Here is a 17,678-nt window from a genome sequence, read left to right as displayed (position 1 = left end):
TTCAATCTTTTTATCTACAACAATTCCTACAGGTGTCAAAACCAATAAAATAATTACCATTATTATCAATGTAAAAACCATCGCCCCATCAAAACATTTATCAGCAATAAGTTATTTTTCTTCTATAGATTCTGTTACATTAGTTCTATATTTCTCTTCACATGCTTTTAAGTAATCAAAGCATAATCCTCCATCACATCTATAGAAAAATGGATCTTTACAAATTGTATTATCACTATTGAGAATAAATACAGGTATGATATCTTTATCGTTGCTGTTTATATAACTAATTTTAAAACTGTATCCCGTTCTTCCAAGTGAAATGCCATCTCTTTTCATTGAAATACCTTGAATATTCGCCACTATATATTCGATATCTTCTGAATCGGTGATAGTAAAACCAGTTCCTGTATTTCCATCGAACACATTTATATGGTCTACCTCAGAAGGATTTACATTCTTACCGAATTTCTTTGGCATGAAATAGTAACCTACTGTTCCTACCAATAACACAGCAATTAAAATAACCAGAATACGCAGTTCCTTTTTCATACACTCTTTACCTCCACAAATATCGATTTGTATTTCTGTTTGTTTTAAAAATGGGCAACTCCGATTGGAATTGCCCACTCATTGCACTAATTATGCGATTTTTTCTTGCTTGCACCGATTTCTGCATCAATTGATGTAAGTTTGATGTAAATCGCTGTTTTTTTAGTTTTTTATCAAATGAAGTACGTCCCGTCTATTTGGTGAAACGGTACATCTTTACATCATCTTAATAGAGCTTTGCACCTGCCGGAATGTGGTCATCTACCATCAGAAGATGAAGCTTTTCTTCGCCTTCTTCTTCATGAATAGCACTGAGGAGCATACCGCAAGAGTCAATGCCCATCATAGCTCTCGGTGGAAGATTTGTGATAGCAATAAGAGTCTTTCCAACCAGTTCTTCCGGCTCATAGTAAGCATGAATACCGCTTAAAATGGTTCTGTCTGTGCCTGTTCCGTCATCAAGAGTAAACTGTAACAGTTTCTTTGACTTCGGTACTGCAACACACTCTTTAACCTTTACTGCACGGAAATCTGACTTGCTGAATGTATCAAAATCAACAAATTCCTCAAATAAAGGCTCTACCTTTACCTTAGAAAAATCAATCTTTTCAGACTCAGTTTTTACATTTTTTTCAGGTGCTTCAGAAGCTGTATTATTTACATCATTTTTCTTATTTACACCATCTAAAGACTTCATCGTCGGGAACAGTAAAACGTCACGGATTGCTGCGCTGTCTGTAAGCAGCATCACAAGACGGTCGATTCCGTATCCGATACCACCTGTTGGCGGCATACCGATCTCTAATGCATTTAAGAAATCTTCGTCTGTATGCTCTGCCTCATCATCACCGGCTGCAGCATTTGCATCCTGTGCTGCAAAACGCTCACGCTGGTCGACCGGATCGTTAAGCTCAGAATATGCATTACACATTTCCCATGTATTGATGAAAAGCTCGAAGCGCTCTACCTTGGTAGGATCGCTCGGTTTCTTCTTTGTAAGCGGAGAGATCTCGATCGGATGATCCATGATGAAGGTCGGCTGGATCAGCTCTTTCTCGCAGAACTCCTCGAAGAAAAGGTTGATGATATCACCCTTCTTATGACGCTCCTCATATGCAATATGATGCTCATCTGCAAGTTTTTTCGCTGCAGCATCATCTTCTACAGTATCGAAATCAATTCCGGTATATTTCTTAATCGCATCGTTCATGGTCATGCGTGTAAATGGCTTGCCAAGATCGATCTCGATGCCATTGTAACTGATCTTTGTACTTCCGCAGACTTTCTCTGCAAGATAACGGAACATGGACTCTGTCAGTTCCATCATTCCCTCATAGTCTGTGTATGCCTGATACAGTTCCATCAGCGTGAATTCCGGGTTATGACGGGTATCAACACCCTCATTACGGAATACACGGCCGATCTCGTATACACGTTCAAGTCCGCCGACGATCAGTCTCTTTAAGTATAACTCCAGAGAGATACGCAGTTTTACATCCTCATTTAAGGCATTATAATGTGTCTCAAACGGTCTTGCTGCTGCTCCACCTGCATTAGATACAAGCATCGGAGTCTCAACTTCCATGAAATCACGGTCAGCTAAGAAGTTACGGATCTCTTTTAAGATCTTGGAACGTTTGATGAATACTTCCTTGCTCTCCTGATTCATGATCAGGTCGATATATCTCTGACGGTAACGCATGTCTGTATCAGTCAGTCCGTGGAACTTCTCTGGAAGGATCTGTAATGATTTTGACAGCAGTGTCATCTCCTCAGCATGGATAGAAATCTCACCTGTTTTGGTACGGAAAGCATATCCCTTTACGCCCCAGATATCGCCGATATCAGATTTCTTGAAATCTTTGTAGATTTCCTCTCCGATATTGTCTCTTGCAACATATACCTGAATACGTCCCTTTAAGTCCTGAATATTGCAGAATGATGCTTTTCCCATCACACGTTTAAACATCATACGGCCGGCGATCGATACCGGTTTGCCTTCCATTGTCTCAAAATTGTCGATGATATCGGTTGAGTGATTTGTCACATCATATTTTGTGATGACAAACGGATCTTTTCCGTTCTCCTGCAGTTCATGCAGCTTGTCATAACGTACCTGAAGCAGCTGGTTTAAATCCTGCTGGTTATTGTTCTGCTCTGCCATGTTTATCCTCCACTTGTTTTATTCCCCGGACAGTCTTTCTGCCCGACTATCATATCTCTTAGTTTGCTCTGTGAATTGAAAGCACTTTGTATGAAAACTCTCCTGCCGGTGTCTCAACAGTAACGGTATCACCTACCTGTTTGCCAAGCAGTGCCTTACCAACCGGTGATTCGTTGGAAATCTTGCCTTTTAAGCTGTTAGCCTCGGTAGAACCAACAATCTTATACTCTAATTCCTCATCAAATTCGCAGTCAAGGATCTTTACGCTGCATCCGATGCTTACTTTATCAAGATCAGCCTCTTCCTCGACAACTACTTCTGCATTCTTTAAGATTTTCTCAAGTTCTTCAATACGTGCTTCGATGTCTCTCTGCTCGTCCTTTGCAGCGTCGTACTCAGCGTTCTCAGATAAGTCTCCCTGCTCTCTTGCCTCTTTGATCTTCTGTGAAACTTCTTTTCTTCTTACAACCTTTAAGTTCTCTAATTCGTCTTCCAGTTTCTTGAGTCCCTCGTAAGTCAGAATGTTTTTCTTGTCCATTGCATTTACCCTTCTTTATAATAATTATTGTTCGGTTCATGTATACGGCGGCACAAAGCCTTGCGCCAGACGCTATGAACGATAAAAAGCCTTCTCAAATCTGTCCTGCCACGGCGCCCCCGTTTTCTTTTTTGGTCTCTTAACAATCACAGTATTATAACCGATAGGTACTGCTATGTCAAGATTTTCGGCTGTTCGCCAGGTTTTTTTATGGATTGGAATATAATGTTTTCCCAACGCGATCTGTTTTTCATACAAAGCACTGTTCCATTCAAAATCAAGCAGAAAAATACTGCTGTTTTTTTCCTTATTCTTTGCTAATCCAAGACGCTTTTTCGATACGATAAGTGAAACCAGTCCGGTCTTCTCATACATTGTCTCTGCAAACTCATGAAAATATGCAGGCCGGTCTGTATAAATTGTAAGCGCATTAAGCTCATCCCCGATCTGCTCCAGCACATCGAGCGTCCCTGCCGGCTCAAACATCCCTGCTCCATCCGGTTCCTCATCGATCACCTCGACAATCGCGCACTCCGGCTTCACACTTTTTGCCGCAAGAATGCCTTCGTACACTGGTTTAAAATCATATAAAAATTCATTGGAAAAGTACATCGCGCTTCTCCGTCATATTCCTTTTTCCATCTTTATGACAGCATTTTCTGATTCAGTACTTTTTCCGGAATTTTACTTATGTCTTTTTTGTTTCCTTCATTTTAACTTTACCGGATTGAATTTTTCTGCCAGTCGCTAAGTCACGAATCGCCTTTTGGCACTCGGATCATGCCATAAAACCGCAAACCTCCTGAAACAATGCCTCAAGCTGCTCATATGTCTCCACCTCGTTGATCCTGCCCCGCAGCTTAGAAGAGTTACGGTAGCCGGCTGTATACCAGGCGGCATGTTTCCTGATCTCACGGATACCAGTATATTCGCCTTTAAATTCAAGCTGCATACGGGCATGCCGAAGGAGCATCTGTGTCACTTCCTCAAAAGTCGGTTTCGGGAGTTCTTCCCCCGTCTTAAAATAATGAAGAATCTGTGCAAAGATCCACGGATTGCCCTCGGCGCCGCGTGCGATCATAAAGCCGTCGCAGCCGGTCTGTTTCTGCATCGCGATCACATCTTTTGCTGTTAAGATATCACCGTTTCCGATGACCGGTATCGAGACCGCTTCTTTTACCTGTCTTATGATATCCCAGTCGGCTTTTCCGGAGTAAAACTGCGATCTCGTCCTGCCATGGACCGCCACTGCCGCTGCACCGGATTCCTGTGCAATGTGTGCCATCTCAACCGCATTGACATGCTCCTCATCAAAACCTTTCCTGATTTTCACTGTAACCGGTTTTTTGATTGCCCGCGCTGTCTTTTCAATAATCTCTCCGGCAAGTTTTGGATTTTTCATCAGTGCAGAACCATCACCGTTGTTGACTACTTTCGGCACCGGGCAGCCCATGTTGATATCTAAAATATCAAACGGTCTGTCCTCAATCTGTTTCGCGATCTCACTCATGATATCCGGATCAGAACCAAACAGCTGAAGCGACACCGGATTTTCCCGCTTATCGATCGTTAACAGCTCTTCGGTATTTCTGTTTTTATAGAGAATCGCTTTTGCACTCACCATCTCCATGCAAAGCAGCCCTGCTCCCTGTTCCTTGCAAAGCAAACGAAATGGCAGGTCTGTTACGCCTGCCATCGGTGCTAGTATCAGGTTATTTTCTAACGTTACATTTCCAATCTTAAGTCGTCTGATCTCTCCCATACCACCATTTTCCTAAATAATTTACTCTCTCATATCCAATTCAGGTATCCTGAATCTCCCGATCAAATATCTCTTATTTCCTGATCTTACCGGATTTACGATTCTGTTTCTTATAAATAAGGTTCATTCCTTTTAAAGTCAGGTTCGGATCGTATACATCGATCACATCTGTCTCATTTGCAATGATACGTCCAAGACCGCCGGTTGCGACCACCTTGACCTCTCCCATGTCAGCCTCTCTGATCATATTTTTTACAATATATTCTGTCTGTCCGATCTGTCCATATACCAGTCCTGCCTGCATACTTGAGATCGTTTCTTTTGCAAGAATGCTCTCCGGTTTGCGGATCTCGATCTCCGGCAGTTTTGCCGCATCTTCCCACAACGCTTTTGCAGAAATGCGGATTCCCGGTGCAGTTACCCCGGAAACAAATGCTCCGTTTTTATCGACCAGATCATACGTAGTGGCAGTGCCAAAATCAAGTACCAGTACCGGTCCGCCATACAGCTCATATGCTGCTGCCGCATCCACGATACGGTCTGCACCGATCTGCCGCGGGTTCTCGGTTACCACGCGGATTCCTGTTTTGGTACCCGGCTCCACAATGATCGGATTGATACCAAAATATTTGATGATCGCACCCTCTAAGGAATGCATAACATTTGGAACAACAGAAGCTATGATTGCATCCTCGATGTCATCATGTCTGATCTTATTCTGCTCTAACAGATTTGACAAAAGCATTCCATACTCGTCCGATGTACGCGGCATCTTCGTCGTGATACGAAAACTTGCCATTACCTCATCCCCACGGAATACACCCACTGTGATATTTGTATTTCCTACGTCAATCGTGATTACCATCGTATTTTCCTACCTTTTTCTTTACATTTCTGATTCGTCCATGCCAATATATAGCACTTTATAATACATTTCCAAAGCACGAAGCAGTTCTTCTTTTGTACGCTGCAGTTCACGTATCTTTAACCCACAGCCGATCTCATCATATAAAAGATCATTCTCATCACTGGAAGTACGAAACTCCAGATTGCCCTCCTCATCAAAGACTACCTGAAAAATACCACCAATATCTTCCGTAAAAAGAACACACATGATCTTTAATTCATCTTTGATCGAATCCGGAAGTCCCTTGAAATCCTGATTCAGATAAAATTTTTTATTGTAAGCGCTCGCTCCGCAGAGCACCACTTCTTCTCTCTCAGACATATCCGTATACTCCTCTCACGGAAACTTCGCCGGAGGATACCAGTTTTCTGCCTTCCCAAGTATCCACGATCAGTTCGCCATGCGGCGTGATTCCCATTGCTTTCGCCTCATAAGGCTCTTTTGGATCTAACACTCTGACCTGTTTTTGCATATTGATCAGGTGCGCATTGTATTCTTTTACCAGGCCGCTTAAATCTTCCGTCTCTAAGAATATCTCATAATATCGTTCGAACTGCTCTAATACTGCCTCGATCAGTTCTGCGCGGTTCACACGTAAACCGGTCTCCATCAGGATCGAGGTTGCTATCTGTTCAATCTCTTTTGGAAATGATTGATTCCGGACATTGATACCGATTCCAATGACAACATGATTGATGTAATCTAACTGTGCACTCATCTCCGTTAAGATTCCGCAGACTTTTCTGCCGTTCATCACAATGTCATTCGGCCACTTAATACCTGCGTCTACGCCTGTTTTCTCCGATATCGCTTTCGATACCGCAAGTGCTGCGATCAGTGTCAGCATGGAAGCACGGTCAGGGGCAAAATCCGGTTTGAGCACCAGCGTCATAAATATTCCGACTCCTGCCGGAGATTCAAATCCTCTTCCACGGCGGCCGCGTCCGGCTTCCTGCTTCTCCGCAACGACCAGTGTACCGGTCGGATGACCTTCCTCTGCAAGCTGTTTTGCTTTTGTATTGGTAGAATCTATCGTATCAAAATAAAAGATCTCACGTCCTGCCCATTTTGTTTTCCGGATGCTTTCCAATTCTGCCTTATTCAGACAATCCGGTGTCGACACGATCTTGTATCCTTTATTCTGCACCGCCTCGATCACATATCCCGCTTCTTTTAACTGTTTTACCGCTTTCCAGATTGCAGTGCGCGATACGCCGAAACGCTCACACAGTTCCTGTCCGGAAATATAATCATCAGCTTCCTTTAATGCCGCTAGTAGCTGCGTCCTCATCTAGTGTCCTCCATTTTTGTCTGATACACTTATTTTTCACACTGTTCTCCACCAAGTGTTGCAAACATGACTGCTTTGATCGTATGCATACGGTTTTCTGCCTCATCAAATACGACAGACTGTTTACTCTCAAATACTTCATCCGTTACTTCTAATTCACTGTAACCAAACTTCTCATAAACTTCTTTGCCGATCTTGGTCTTTAAGTCATGGAATGCAGGCAGACAGTGCATGAAAATGGCATCCGGTTTTGCATTTGCCATAGCTTTCGCATTTACCTGATATGGCATCAGATCATGAAGACGTTCCTCCCAGATCTCATCCGGTTCACCCATGGATACCCATACATCCGTATAAATAACATCTGCGTCTTTTGTGCCCTCTTTGACATCTTCTGTCAGTGTAATGGTTGCTCCTGTCTCTTTTGCAACACCTTCACAGTACTCTACCAGTTTTGCATCCGGGAAATACTTTTTGCTTGTGCATGCAACAAAATCCATACCAAGTTTTGCACAGGTCACCATCAGGGAATTACCCATATTATAGCGGGCATCACCCATGTAAACCAGTCTCACACCTTTTAATCTGCCAAGATGCTCACGGATCGTCAGCATATCGGCAAGCATCTGAGTCGGATGAAATTCATTGGTCAGACCATTCCATACCGGCACACCGGCATATTCTGCGAGCTCTTCCACGATATCCTGTCCATATCCACGATATTCAATACCATCAAACATATGTCCCAACACACGAGCGGTATCCGGAATGCTCTCTTTTTTGCCGATCTGGGAACCCGAAGGATCTAAGTAAGTTACATGCATGCCAAGATCATGGGCTGCCACCTCAAAAGAACAACGTGTCCTGGTGCTTGTCTTTTCAAAAATAAGTGCGATATTTTTTCCTGTCAGACAATCATGCGCAATACCCTGTTTTTTCTTTGCTTTCAGATCCGCTGCAAGGTCGATCATATATGTAATCTCTTCTGGTGTAAAATCCATTAATTTTAAAAAATTACGTCCTTTTAAATTCATGTCTTTCTCTCTCCTTTACATGGCTGTGTATATTATCTTTTTATGCCACAACGGATGGTACAACATGCGCACCATCCGTTCTGATAACCTTTTTTGATTTTATTTATGATCTGCTGCAATTTCCGTAACAGATTTTGCAAGACCGGCGATTCCCTGAATCTCAGATGGAATGATGATCTTGGTTGCTTTTCCGTCTGCTGCTTTTGCAAACGCCTCTAAGCTCTTTAACTGGATCACGTTCTGATCCGGTGCTGCTTCTTTGATCATACGAAGTCCATCTGCGTTTGCCTGCTGGATCTTAAGAATAGCTTCTGCCTGACCTTCTGCCTCGCGGATCGTTGCCTCTTTCTTTGCCTCTGCACGTAAAATTGCTGCCTGTTTCTCTGCCTCTGCGTCAAGAATTGCAGATTCTTTCTTACCTTCTGCAACGAGGACTGTTGATTTCTTTTCACCCTCTGCACGCAGGATCGCTTCACGTCGCTCACGCTCTGCCTTCATCTGTTTCTCCATCGCATCCTGGATCGCTGCAGGCGGGATGATATTCTTTAACTCAACACGGTTGACTTTGATTCCCCATGGATCAGTCGCAACATCTAAAGAAGATCTCATCTTCGTGTTGATTGTCTCTCTCGATGTCAGTGTCTCATCAAGTTCAAGATCACCAATGATGTTACGCAGTGTTGTTGCTGTCAGATTCTCGATCGCCATGATCGGATTTTCCACTCCATATGCATAAAGCTTCGGGTCTGTGATCTGGAAATATACAACAGTATCGATCTGCATCGTTACGTTATCTTTTGTGATAACCGGCTGCGGCGGGAAATCCACCACCTGTTCTTTCAATACAACTCTTTTTGCCACACGGTCGATAAACGGTGCTTTAAAATGAATACCTACAGACCATGTTGCAAGATAACCTCCCAGACGCTCTACCACGCATGCAGTTGCCTGTGGAACGATCTTTACACAGGATACAGCGATAAGCAGTGCCACAATGATTAAAATAATAAGTGCTACAATTACTCCCGGCATACGAAACTCCTCCCTCATTCAGTTTTAAATACAGTATACTATCTGTTTTGTGCCTTTATTCATATTACTATATTTACTTTGAGATTACAACTAATCTTTTCAGATGAGATCTTTAGAAGCTCTCTTCCTGCGGATATGCCTTACAATCACAACAACTGTACCCACTAAAAATGGAAATACAAATGTGCCAAAACGGTACAGAAGTGACGCTGATCCCGCCATACCTGTCCCGACGATCCCTGCAAACAGGCTGGTAAAAACAAATTCTGTCGATCCGATTCCTGCCGGTGATGGAATCACTGCCGCAAGCATGACAGACAGTGACGTGATCGCAAGCACCTGCGCCAGAGTCAGTGCAGGATTTTCCTGAAACCGGACACCTTTAAAAAGAAGATACGGTATTCCGTACCAGAAACAGCATTTCAACAGGCAAAGAAAGATCACCTCTGTGGTAACTTTTTTGTTTTTCATCAGATGGTTCGAAGCATCCTCAAGCATCATGCACTGCCTTTTGATCTCTTCTGCCATTATTTCAAATTTTCCATGAAATTTCTGATTTGCGAAGTCAAGCAGCCGGCAGATCAGATGATGAAACCGGTTCGAACAGCAGAATAAAAACAACCCAAGTGTTATCACCAGTGTAAGCACATATCCGGCAGCTAAAAGTCCCGCATAATCACCAAACCAGTTTCTCATAAATTCCCAGTTCATCACAAAAAAGATTGCAGAAAACAATGCAATGCTTATTTTGTGGAGCGCATACTGTATCATATACAGTCCAAATCCCCCGCCATATTCAATTCCATGCTCACCCAGATAAATGATCGCTGCAACTCCGGAACCGCTTCCTAACGTTGCCACCCGGTAAAAAGAACAAAGGAACGCATTCGTAATACCATTTTTATATGCAAAAGACGACCGATACTGCTTTGCGAGCACGGTCGTGATAATGCCTTCTATGATCTGATATACCGCTGCCATCAGACAAATGCCAATGACAACGGCCGGTGATGTTTTTTTTAACTGTTCTAAAATTGGTCCTGCCGAATCACGGAAAGTATACACGATAATACCAATGACTGCCAGAACCAGTCCCCATTTTAAAAGCTGCTTTTGTATTTTACTGATAACAATCGCCCCTTATTATTGCTGCTCACACTGCAACTGTGAACAAAACTTATTTCTTTTTGAAATTGGTGTAGCCTTTTTGTTTGTATGGATGCTCCTTCCAGAGTCTGTCTGCAGTCTCTTTCCATTCACATGCATATGCCTCACATTTTCCACATAAATGTTCTACCGGCTCTGCCTCCTCAACATCTGTGGAGTGTGCACCTGTTTCATGTACCATACGCTGTAAGATCTCAGGATTCTCAAGCATCGGGCATGGACGAAGCATATTCTCATTGAACGGCTGGTTATCTCTGTATGCCATGAATAACGGCTGTTTTAAGCACTCTAACAGTGATTTCTCACGGATATTTGCACCGGAGTAATGAATAAATACACAAGGCTCCACGTCACCCTTCGGGTTGATGTGGCAGTAGTTTCTTCCTCCTGCGATACATCCGCCTACGAACTCTCCATCATTCTGGAAGTCCATAACAAAGATCTCTTTTCCACCTTCCATCGCACGAACCTCACGGATTCTGTGATAGATGTATTCACGCTGTTCTTTGGTCGGCATCAGATCCGGAGCTGCCTTCATACCTACCGGCATCAGATGGAAATACCATGCGAAACGGCTTCCATGCTCGATCAAAAGATCAAAGAACTCGTCAGATGTAACAGCATCCATGTTTTTGCTAGTATAGCATACACTGTTTCCGAAAATCAATCCGTTCTCATGTAAAAGATCCATTGCATGAAGAACTTTATCATATACGCCCTCTCCACGGCGGAAATCGTTCGCATCCTCAAATCCCTCAAGGCTGATGGATAAGGAAAGGTTGCCGACACGTTTCATATCATCGCAGAGTTTCTGGTCTACGAGCGTACCGTTTGTATAGCAGTGGAATGCACAGTCATTGTGTTTCTCACAAAGTTTGATGATATCTGCTTTACGAACCAGCGGCTCTCCACCAGTCATCATGTAAAAATAAATACCAAGTTCTTTTCCCTGTGTTACGATGCTGTCAAGTTCATCAAAGGAAAGATTTAATTTATTACCGTACTCAGCTGCCCAGCATCCGGTACAGTGAAGGTTACATGCACTAGTTGGATCCATTAAGATCAGCCATGGAATATTGCAGCCATGAACCTCTCTCATTTTACGAATGGTCTTTGTTCCATAAAATGCAGCCTGAAATCCAAGGTTTAATGCCGTCATCTTCGCAACATGCGGATCTGTCTCATCTAACAGACGGTTTACATAACGCATCCATTTGTGATCCGGATTCTGAATCATTTTTCTTACACCGTCATAAGCCTCTTTACGGAAGTTATCTCCCATAAATTTCTCTGTAAGATCTACGATCTGTAATAATCCTTTCTCACGATCCTTGTTCAAACTTTTTAATGCAGCATCGATTGCGACGCTGAATGCTTTTCTCTCTACTGTCAGTGCTAAATTCGCCATAACTCCGACCTCCGTTATCTTTTTCACATTCTCTTACTAGATGCAAGTATAAAAAAAATACACTCTTTTTTAAATATGCAATGACTTTTCAATGTAGCCATCTAATATACAAATTTGCAATTTTGTCTATTTTCCGACTACATCAGATAATATTTGCATAGTATTGATACTACATTACATAGTATTAATAACTACGTAACATTATATTATTTTAAATGAATTTGTCAATCAACGATTATTACTTTTTTCTTAAATCTTTCCGGCTATGCTTAACAGTTCTTTCCAAACTGGTTATAATAACGGTGGTTTATTTCATGGAAAGGAGATTTTTGATCATGCCTGGATATGTTACCCATTATATATTCGGAAGAGAGGTTTATCATAACCTGAAAAATAATTCTTTAAAAAAGAATCTTTATTATAATCGTGCTGCTTATGGTCTTGGACTTCAGGGACCTGATATTTTCTTTTATTACCTTCCTTCTTATGTACTGGAAGGTCATAATATCGGTGCACTTGCCCATGTCCTCGAAACCGGTGCTTTTTTCCAGGGTCTGATTGAAAGTCGCAGCCAGTTTTCGTCCTGCACAGATCTTAATATCGCAGAAGCCTACCTGATGGGTTTTCTCGGACACTATACCTTAGATACGATATGTCATCCATATATTTATGCTATGACGCATTTTAAAGATAAAAAGGAAAAAGCATATTTTTCAAGGCATGCCTATCTGGAAACGGATATTGATACTGCACTGCTCGACATGAAACTGCACCGTCAGCCATGTAATTTCCATCCGGAGGACACGATCCGGCTGACACACCGCCAGAAGTATGTTATTGCAAGTATGCTCTATTACGCTTACCGTTATGCTTTCCCGGATGTCAAATTCCGCAAATACACCATGTATCTTGCCATTTTTTCTATGCAGTTTGGTCTGTGGCTCATGCACGACGACTCCGGTAAGAAAAAAGCCATTGTCCGGCTGACCGAACGGATCTGTCTCGGATATCCTTTATTTTCACCGCTGATTCCAAGCGACACTTTATTTTTCCGCACAGATCCGTTCAATCTGAGACATGCGAAATGGACAAACCCATGGGATTCTTCCCTTATTTCCCATGAGAGCTTCTTTGATTTATATAACCGATCCAAAAAACTGTATCTGTCCCGCATCCTCTCACTGCACACTGCACTTCATGCCGGTGCCGATTCAGCAAAGCAGGATGCCGTCATACAGAAATTCTTAGAAGGATATGGAAATCTTTCTTTCCACAGCGGATTAAGTTCAACGATTCCAAGCTGAATGCCAGAAGTAGTGACCGTGCAATTTTCCAGTTCAATTTTTAAAAGTCTTTCGGAGCTGACAAAATCTTTGAATAAAAATACCGCGCAGATCTGCGCGGTATTTTTATTCATGACGACTGATGGTTCACAAATCGTACCTTTTCTTTTATTTATTATCTTCACCGAAGAAATCACGGATCTGACCTTCAATGATCTTCATCAGTCTGGTACGTGCCTCAAGGCTTGCCCATGCAATATGAGGTGTGATGATCAGGCGGTTACTGTCTTTGATCCGTTTTAATGGATTTTCTGCACTCATCGGCTCTACGGTAAGCACGTCAAGTCCTGCTCCTGCGATCGTTTTATTTTCCAGTGCATCTGCTAGATCTTTCTCAACCACGATCGGTCCCCTTCCAAGATTTAAGAAGATGGCAGATGGTTTCATTTTTGAAAATGCCGCTGCATTCATTAATTCCTCTGTCTGTTCCGTCAGCGGTGCATGTACCGATATAATATCTGATTTTGCAAGCAGTTCCTCAAACTCTACACGCTCATACCCCGGCTGGTTATTCTTTCCGGTCGTGGAATAATAGATCACATGACAGCCAAACATTTTTGCAATATCAGCAACTCTGCGTCCGATCGCGCCAAGTCCGATGATTCCCCAGGTCTTGCCATTCAAGTCATGGAATACGTTGTCAAAATGAGTAAATGTGATATCTCCGGCATATTTTTCTGATTTGACATAATCATCATAGTATCTTAATTTTTCCCAGAGATAAAATAACAGGGCAAATGTGTGCTGCGCTACAGTTTCCGTGGAATATCCGGCAACATTTCTCCATGCAATGCCATGTTCATCCAGATATGTCTTATCCAGATTGTTTGTTCCGGTTGCGGTGACACAGACCAGTTTTAAATGTTCTGCCTCACCGATCGACGCCTCATTGATCTGCACTTTATTCACAATTACCACATCCGCATCTTTTGTGCGCTCTCTTGCCTCCTCGGCTGTGGAAAATCCATATTTTACAACAGTTCCAAGTCTGTCATATCCAGAGAGATCAATGTCTTCCCCGATCGTCTTTGCGTCCAGAAATACAATGTTCATCTTTTTTCTCCTTTGCATTATTTATTCAGATAGGCGTAAAGGGAGTCTGTCTGTTCCGTAGCAATACGGTATCCTTCATCATAAAGTCTGCGTAACTTTACGGTATCTGTCTCCGTCCTGCCGACTCCATAAGTCGATTCCGGAGCGATCACAAATACTTTTCCCTCTTTTTCCAGCTGCATCAGTTTCTCCATGGAGGCGTTATAACGCTCCGCACGCAGTTTCATATCTTCCACAATTTTCGGATAACGCTGATACAGACGGTTCATGACTCCCGCAGCTTTTTCTTTTTTCTTTACATATCCGCGTTCTCTCGTAAGAACCACAACGATTTTCTCACATCCTTTTTCTAAGGCATGCTCATACGGAATGGAATCTGCAAGTCCACCGTCTAAATAATAATGTCTGCCGAGTTTTACCGGCTGGAACAGGATCGGCAGTGAACAGGTCGCAACCAGAAGATCTCTCATATCTTTTCCACGCGGCACTTCCATATATTCTGCTTTGCCTGTATGAATATTTGTGACTGCTGCCTCAATCTCTCCCGGAAAACGTGCCAGCGCATCATAATCAAAAGGAAGCAGTTCATTTGGTACTTCCTCAAATACAAATTTTGTATTGTAATACGCATGTTCCTTGCGGTTTAACAGATGGCGCATTCCCATATAGCGCTTATCTGCCATATATTTTTCCATCAGTTCAAGATTGCGCCCTTTCTGCCCTGAAAGATATGACAATCCATACGCCATTCCTGCGGAAACACCGATATAATAATCCGGCATAATATCTTCTTCTAAAAATTTATCCATTACTCCGCAGGAAAAAACGGTGCGGTTTGCACCACCTTCAAATACCATTCCAAGCTTCATTTCTGTCTCCATTCTATGTCCCAGGCAACAGGTCTTTATCATCCTGTCCATTTTCTATTTCTATGTTTATAATTCCTCTTTTTTTTCACTTTTCTGCATTTTAGGCATCTCATTACTCTCCGTCACATAGAGAGTGACACCTTTGATTTCTTTTACCGTAACGATCTCTCCCGGTTCAAAGATTTTGTCATCATCCACCGAACGGGCAGTCCATTCCAGTCCATTCATAACAGCCGTTCCGGTTCCTTTTACATTATTGATCTGTTCCGTAACACAGACATTTTTCCCGACTGCCTCCTCATAATTTGTCCTGACCAGATGCGGTTTCAAATATTTCAGTGCCCATGGTCTTGTAAAATAAAGCAGTACAAATGATACCACTGCAAATACGATGATCTGTCCCACAATCCCCATTCCAAATGCTGCACAGATTAATCCTGCAAGGCTTCCTCCTGCCAGCCAGATTGAAGTCAGTCCAACGGTAGCGATCTCTAATACCACAAAAAATACGATCAATGCCAGCCAAACCATTATCTCCATAATTTTCTTCCTCCTGTCATAAAATTTCTGCTGTTTCTATAGTAGTATATCGCAAATAATTTTTCAATGCCACGGTTAATTATCTACGCTTTTCGACCGAAACATATATCAGATGATTTTTAAGGAGGGCTGTCCTATGTCCAATACCGCTTATGTCGGAGCCGGAACAACACTTGGTACGTCTTATTATATGCGCCGTTTTTATGCTTCAAATGCTGATGCACGTACCACTACTTCACGCAGCAACCTGTCCAACTCCACACTGACAGGTGCCGATGCACATGCACTGCGCCGTGCAGTACGTTCCCTTGGCTCATTTACATATGATGACGATAACGCTGCAAATATAAGAAACAATGTTTCCGCATTTATCAGCACTTATAATAATATTCTTAATTCTTCCGGTAATTCAGACGACCGTACCATCAAAAACACACAGAAAAGTCTGAAAAATATTACCGCTGAATACGCTGACCAGCTCGATAAGATCGGTATTACCGTAAAAGATAACGGAACACTTGAATCCCGCAGCTCCCTTTTTGGCTCTGCCGATATTTCAAAGTTTGAATCTCTGTTTTCCTCAGATTCCGAATATATGCAGCGTGTTAATTCCTATGCCAGACGCCTTGAAAACAGAAGCAATATCCTAACACAGATCGAATACAATGATGCACTTGCAAAGCGCAATGCCAGAAATCAGGCATCATCTTCTGTTTCCACAGATAACACTAGCTCCGCAGATACCGGTACGACTGCCACAAATGCTCTGAATATTGCATCTGTCACATCGGTAACTGCTGATCTGAATACATTACTGAACACAGGCATAGGCAAAAATGTAAATGTCATATTATAACGATTCTTTTTATTTCCACGTCATATTTACATTTAACTGATTTCCAATGATGCTGACATCTGCATAACTGCCGCAGACAAGCGGCATCATTGGTGGAATATGTCCGATATCTGCATCCATAATGATCGGTACCTGATATTCCGCAAGCAGATCTGTAACTGCATGATACTGGTCTAATCCCATCATTTCCTGTCCAAATACCGCCGGTCTTCCGATCAGAAATCCCTTTACATGCGAAAACCATCCGGCATGTTTCATCTGCCAGACCGCTCTGCGGATAGACATCACGTTCAGATCACAGGATTCCAAAAACCAGATGATCCCATCATCCTGATATTTCTCTGTAAATTCCTTTACCTTATCAAATTCTGTTCCGAGCAGATTGACCAGACAGTCCATACAGCCACCAAGCAGTCTTCCCTGCATGTTTATCTTCTTCTGCAGATTTTCTGCAGGATGCACCTCGATTTTTGATTTGCCGCCCGTCTGTGCAGCATTATGTTCCAAATTCTGTTCCTGTGGCAGATATACCATAAGTCTCTTCTCTTCTGTCACATTATACGCTTCAAGCGGATGCTCCTCGTCTTTTTTGCTGTCTTTTTCCCACAATGCGTAACCATGTACACTGTTTTGCTGTCCGCGCAGAAGATGATAAGCATCCCACAGATTTTCATGCCATGGCTCCATGCCAAAAGCTGCCGCACACGGTCCGTACACCGATGCAGTATCACACAATGTCGTAAGCAGGAATGTCATATTGGTATTGTCTGAAAATCCCATATACCACTTTGGTTTTGCCTTCCTGATCTTGTCAAAATCAACCTTATCTAAAATCTCACACATCAGCTCTCCACCGCCGCAGGAGATTAAAATATCATTTTTATCACTGCAGTAATATTCGGTCAACTCCGCCCCGCATGCCTCCGGTGTATTGCTGATACCGATTCCATCTGATGCATAACAGTTTGGTCCAAGATCTGATTTATGCCCCATTTCGGCAAATTTTTTCTGCGCATTCAAAAATGCTGTATAATACGGCTCTATGCTGCATCCAAAAGACGGTGCCACAAAGCCAATCGTTCCGTTTTCCGGTAAAAATTCTGGATATTTCATATTGTTATCGTATCCTCCAATTTCTTTTTTCTCAGTTTACACCGCCGAA

General features: G+C 42.5%; 18 protein-coding genes. 2 read left to right on the top strand and 16 right to left on the bottom strand.

Translation table 11 applies throughout. From position 1 onward, the window contains the following. Positions 1-111: 111 nt before the first annotated feature. From H8S51_RS01690 to H8S51_RS01635, 12 genes are all read right to left on the bottom strand, one after another. The gene (locus tag H8S51_RS01690) at positions 112-552 is read right to left on the bottom strand and encodes a hypothetical protein (RefSeq protein WP_022461061.1); all 441 of its coding nucleotides are present in this window, start codon (positions 550-552) and stop codon (positions 112-114) included. 226 nt (positions 553-778) lie between these two features. Then, complete coding sequence (gene lysS, locus H8S51_RS01685) at positions 779-2,716, bottom strand: lysine--tRNA ligase (RefSeq protein WP_186900067.1); 1,938 nt, start codon at positions 2,714-2,716, stop codon at positions 779-781. 58 nt (positions 2,717-2,774) lie between these two features. Next, a complete protein-coding gene (greA, locus tag H8S51_RS01680; RefSeq protein ID WP_015521908.1) occupies positions 2,775-3,254 on the bottom strand; it encodes a transcription elongation factor GreA in 480 nt (159 codons plus the stop codon). Positions 3,255-3,326: 72 nt separating this feature from the next. After that, positions 3,327-3,866 (bottom strand): hypothetical protein, encoded by a 540-nt coding sequence (locus tag H8S51_RS01675; protein ID WP_117920273.1) that lies wholly within the window; start codon positions 3,864-3,866, stop codon positions 3,327-3,329. Between the two features lie 166 nt (positions 3,867-4,032). Beyond that, entirely contained in the window at positions 4,033-5,016 is a 984-nt protein-coding gene (dusB, locus tag H8S51_RS01670; RefSeq protein WP_186900068.1) for a tRNA dihydrouridine synthase DusB, read from the bottom strand. A 73-nt stretch (positions 5,017-5,089) separates the two neighbouring features. Next, complete coding sequence (locus tag H8S51_RS01665; protein WP_118209949.1) at positions 5,090-5,881, bottom strand: type III pantothenate kinase; 792 nt, start codon at positions 5,879-5,881, stop codon at positions 5,090-5,092. Positions 5,882-5,902: 21 nt separating this feature from the next. Next, positions 5,903-6,244 (bottom strand): DUF6145 family protein, encoded by a 342-nt coding sequence (locus H8S51_RS01660; RefSeq protein ID WP_118209948.1) that lies wholly within the window; start codon positions 6,242-6,244, stop codon positions 5,903-5,905. Then, positions 6,237-7,214, bottom strand: a complete 978-nt coding sequence (locus tag H8S51_RS01655) for a biotin--[acetyl-CoA-carboxylase] ligase (protein ID WP_118209947.1) — start codon at positions 7,212-7,214, stop codon at positions 6,237-6,239. Before H8S51_RS01655 ends, H8S51_RS01660 begins: the two co-directional genes overlap by 8 nt. Before the next feature lie 29 nt (positions 7,215-7,243). Beyond that, the gene (argF, locus tag H8S51_RS01650; RefSeq protein WP_186900069.1) at positions 7,244-8,248 is read right to left on the bottom strand and encodes an ornithine carbamoyltransferase; all 1,005 of its coding nucleotides are present in this window, start codon (positions 8,246-8,248) and stop codon (positions 7,244-7,246) included. Between the two features lie 99 nt (positions 8,249-8,347). Beyond that, positions 8,348-9,280 (bottom strand): SPFH domain-containing protein, encoded by a 933-nt coding sequence (locus H8S51_RS01645; protein ID WP_006855342.1) that lies wholly within the window; start codon positions 9,278-9,280, stop codon positions 8,348-8,350. A gap of 99 nt (positions 9,281-9,379) precedes the next feature. Beyond that, positions 9,380-10,366 (bottom strand): lysylphosphatidylglycerol synthase transmembrane domain-containing protein, encoded by a 987-nt coding sequence (locus H8S51_RS01640; protein ID WP_256451917.1) that lies wholly within the window; start codon positions 10,364-10,366, stop codon positions 9,380-9,382. A 91-nt stretch (positions 10,367-10,457) separates the two neighbouring features. Continuing rightward, positions 10,458-11,855, bottom strand: coding sequence for a radical SAM protein (locus tag H8S51_RS01635; RefSeq protein WP_117920285.1), 1,398 nt, complete (start codon positions 11,853-11,855; stop codon positions 10,458-10,460). 335 nt (positions 11,856-12,190) lie between these two features. Here H8S51_RS01635 and H8S51_RS01630 point away from each other — a divergent pair, with 335 nt between their 5' ends. After that, positions 12,191-13,159, top strand: coding sequence for a zinc dependent phospholipase C family protein (locus H8S51_RS01630; RefSeq protein WP_186900070.1), 969 nt, complete (start codon positions 12,191-12,193; stop codon positions 13,157-13,159). Positions 13,160-13,306: 147 nt separating this feature from the next. On the opposite strand, the gene H8S51_RS01625 is transcribed toward H8S51_RS01630, so the two are convergent. The 3 genes from H8S51_RS01625 to H8S51_RS01615 form a co-directional block, all read right to left on the bottom strand. After that, positions 13,307-14,251 carry a D-2-hydroxyacid dehydrogenase gene (locus H8S51_RS01625; RefSeq protein WP_186900071.1) on the bottom strand — a complete coding sequence of 315 codons (945 nt, stop codon included), beginning with the start codon at positions 14,249-14,251 and terminating at the stop codon, positions 13,307-13,309. A gap of 17 nt (positions 14,252-14,268) precedes the next feature. Further along, on the bottom strand, positions 14,269-15,120 hold the full coding sequence (locus H8S51_RS01620; RefSeq protein ID WP_186900072.1) for a patatin-like phospholipase family protein: 852 nt from the start codon (positions 15,118-15,120) through the stop codon (positions 14,269-14,271). Positions 15,121-15,186: 66 nt separating this feature from the next. Beyond that, positions 15,187-15,660, bottom strand: a complete 474-nt coding sequence (locus H8S51_RS01615; protein WP_117920293.1) for an NfeD family protein — start codon at positions 15,658-15,660, stop codon at positions 15,187-15,189. A 136-nt stretch (positions 15,661-15,796) separates the two neighbouring features. On the opposite strand from H8S51_RS01615, the gene H8S51_RS01610 reads away from it, so the two are divergent. Next, positions 15,797-16,516, top strand: a complete 720-nt coding sequence (locus H8S51_RS01610) for a hypothetical protein (RefSeq protein ID WP_241070843.1) — start codon at positions 15,797-15,799, stop codon at positions 16,514-16,516. A 9-nt stretch (positions 16,517-16,525) separates the two neighbouring features. On the opposite strand, the gene H8S51_RS01605 is transcribed toward H8S51_RS01610, so the two are convergent. After that, complete coding sequence (locus H8S51_RS01605) at positions 16,526-17,629, bottom strand: S66 family peptidase (protein WP_186900074.1); 1,104 nt, start codon at positions 17,627-17,629, stop codon at positions 16,526-16,528. Positions 17,630-17,678 lie beyond the last annotated feature (49 nt).

Source organism: Roseburia rectibacter (genome assembly GCF_014287515.2).
Lineage (GTDB): Bacteria > Bacillota > Clostridia > Lachnospirales > Lachnospiraceae > Roseburia > Roseburia rectibacter.
Note: the sequence above shows the minus strand (reverse complement) of the source record. Positions and strands in the feature narration are given on the sequence as shown.

Coding starts and splice junctions, on each gene's coding strand:
- H8S51_RS01645 (WP_006855342.1), bottom strand. CDS start 9,280: ATGCCGGGAGTAATTGTAGCACTTATTATTTTAATCATTGTGGCACTG.
- H8S51_RS01615 (WP_117920293.1), bottom strand. CDS start 15,660: ATGGAGATAATGGTTTGGCTGGCATTGATCGTATTTTTTGTGGTATTA.
- H8S51_RS01605 (WP_186900074.1), bottom strand. CDS start 17,629: ATGAAATATCCAGAATTTTTACCGGAAAACGGAACGATTGGCTTTGTG.
- dusB (WP_186900068.1), bottom strand. CDS start 5,016: ATGGGAGAGATCAGACGACTTAAGATTGGAAATGTAACGTTAGAAAAT.
- H8S51_RS01635 (WP_117920285.1), bottom strand. CDS start 11,855: ATGGCGAATTTAGCACTGACAGTAGAGAGAAAAGCATTCAGCGTCGCA.
- argF (WP_186900069.1), bottom strand. CDS start 8,248: ATGAATTTAAAAGGACGTAATTTTTTAAAATTAATGGATTTTACACCA.
- H8S51_RS01610 (WP_241070843.1), top strand. CDS start 15,797: ATGTCCAATACCGCTTATGTCGGAGCCGGAACAACACTTGGTACGTCT.
- greA (WP_015521908.1), bottom strand. CDS start 3,254: ATGGACAAGAAAAACATTCTGACTTACGAGGGACTCAAGAAACTGGAA.
- lysS (WP_186900067.1), bottom strand. CDS start 2,716: ATGGCAGAGCAGAACAATAACCAGCAGGATTTAAACCAGCTGCTTCAG.
- H8S51_RS01630 (WP_186900070.1), top strand. CDS start 12,191: ATGCCTGGATATGTTACCCATTATATATTCGGAAGAGAGGTTTATCAT.
- H8S51_RS01665 (WP_118209949.1), bottom strand. CDS start 5,881: ATGGTAATCACGATTGACGTAGGAAATACAAATATCACAGTGGGTGTA.
- H8S51_RS01660 (WP_118209948.1), bottom strand. CDS start 6,244: ATGTCTGAGAGAGAAGAAGTGGTGCTCTGCGGAGCGAGCGCTTACAAT.
- H8S51_RS01625 (WP_186900071.1), bottom strand. CDS start 14,251: ATGAACATTGTATTTCTGGACGCAAAGACGATCGGGGAAGACATTGAT.
- H8S51_RS01655 (WP_118209947.1), bottom strand. CDS start 7,214: ATGAGGACGCAGCTACTAGCGGCATTAAAGGAAGCTGATGATTATATT.
- H8S51_RS01620 (WP_186900072.1), bottom strand. CDS start 15,120: ATGAAGCTTGGAATGGTATTTGAAGGTGGTGCAAACCGCACCGTTTTT.
- H8S51_RS01675 (WP_117920273.1), bottom strand. CDS start 3,866: ATGTACTTTTCCAATGAATTTTTATATGATTTTAAACCAGTGTACGAA.
- H8S51_RS01690 (WP_022461061.1), bottom strand. CDS start 552: ATGAAAAAGGAACTGCGTATTCTGGTTATTTTAATTGCTGTGTTATTG.